Genomic DNA, 1,425 nt, shown 5'->3' on the forward strand with positions numbered 1-1,425 from the left:
GCCGGCTCTTGCCGGCGCGTACAACTTCGGCCCCCTGCCGCACACGGCGCTCAGCGTCGGGGAGCTGATCGAACGGGCCTGCCGCGCGTACCCCGGCAGCGCCGTGCGCCATGAGACCCCGGACGGCGGGGACGCTGCGCACGAAGCCGGCGCACTCGCGCTGGAGACCGCACATTCCCGCCAGGCGCTGGGCGTGGCCCCCTGCTGGGGCCTGGACCGGGCGGTCGCACGCAGCATGCACTGGTACCGCGCGCAGCATGGCGGCGCCGACGCGCGCGCGCTGTGCTTGGCGGACATCACCGCCTGGGAAGAGCAAGAGGTGCCCGCATGAGCCGTCTGGTACTGACCCCGCTGCTGCTCGCGGGCCTGTTTCGCGTGCAGCGCCGGCCCCGGGAGGACGATCGCGGCGCGTTCACGCGCCTGTTCTGCACGCAGGAACTCGCCAGCGCGGGCTGGACCGCGCCCGTGGCGCAGATCAACCACAGCCGCAGCGCGCAGCGCGGCTGCCTGCGCGGCATGCATTACCAGCGCCCGCCACACACCGAGATGAAACTCGTGAGCTGCCTGCGCGGCGCGGTCTGGGACGTGGCGCTCGACCTGCGCCACGGCTCGTCGAGCTTTCTGCAATGGCACGCCGAGTTCCTTTCGGCCGACAACGGCCGCGCGCTGCTCATCCCGCCGGGCTTTGCCCACGGCTTTCAGGCGCTGACCGACGACGCCGAACTGCTGTACTGCCACACCTGCGCGCATGCGCCCGCGGCGCAGGCCGGTGTGCATCCGCTCGACCCCCGGCTGGCCATCGTCTGGCCCCTGCCCACGGGCCAGATGTCCGAGCACGACGCGGGGCAGGCCGCGCTGCCCGCAGACTTTGAAGGACTGCGCCTGTGAACCCGCTTGCCTGCCGGCACTGCGACAGCCCGCTGCGCCGGCCATTTCTCGACCTGGGAAGCGCCCCGCCGGCGAACGCCTACCTGAGCGCGAGCGCGCTGCACGCGCCGCAGACCTGGTACCCGTTGCGCCTGCTGGTGTGCGAGAACTGCTGGCTGGTGCAGACGCAGGACCAGGCCGCGCGCGAGACGCTGTTCACCGGCGACTACGCCTACTTCAGCGCCTTCTCCAGCACCTGGCGCGCGCACGCCAAGGCCAGCGTGCACGCCCTGCACCAGCGCCTGGGTCTGCACGCCGGCAGCCGCGTGGTGGAAATCGCCTGCAACGACGGCTGCCTGCTGCAATACGTGCAGGCGGCGGGAATCCCCTGCTACGGCGTGGAGCCCACGGCGAGCACGGCGGCAGCGGCGCGCGCCCGGGGAATCGAGGTGGTGGAGCGCTTCTTTGGCCTGGCGCTGGCGCAGGAGCTGGCCGCCGCGGGACGCCAGGCCGACCTGGTGATCGCGAACAACGTGCTCGCGCACGTGCCCGACATCA

2 protein-coding genes and 1 pseudogene are annotated in these 1,425 nt (G+C 72.4%); all 3 read left to right on the top strand.

The features are described 5' to 3' along the window. A pseudogene (locus VTU_RS33500) lies at positions 1-331 on the top strand (CDP-glucose 4,6-dehydratase); the annotation flags it as partial. Further along, positions 328-888 carry a dTDP-4-dehydrorhamnose 3,5-epimerase family protein gene (locus tag VTU_RS0106270; RefSeq protein WP_010102199.1) on the top strand — a complete coding sequence of 187 codons (561 nt, stop codon included), beginning with the start codon at positions 328-330 and terminating at the stop codon, positions 886-888. The pseudogene VTU_RS33500 and the gene VTU_RS0106270, both read left to right, overlap by 4 nt. Then, positions 885-1,425: class I SAM-dependent methyltransferase (locus tag VTU_RS0106275; protein WP_010102200.1), on the top strand; the 541-nt coding region annotated here is incomplete at its 3' end. The genes VTU_RS0106270 and VTU_RS0106275, both read left to right, overlap by 4 nt.

This window comes from Verminephrobacter aporrectodeae subsp. tuberculatae At4, assembly GCF_000193225.1.
Classification (GTDB): Bacteria; Pseudomonadota; Gammaproteobacteria; order Burkholderiales; family Burkholderiaceae_C; genus Acidovorax; species Acidovorax aporrectodeae.

Excerpts from the sequence above, each read along its gene's own strand:
- VTU_RS0106270 (WP_010102199.1), top strand. The coding sequence starts at position 328 with ATGAGCCGTCTGGTACTGACCCCGCTGCTGCTCGCGGGCCTGTTTCGC.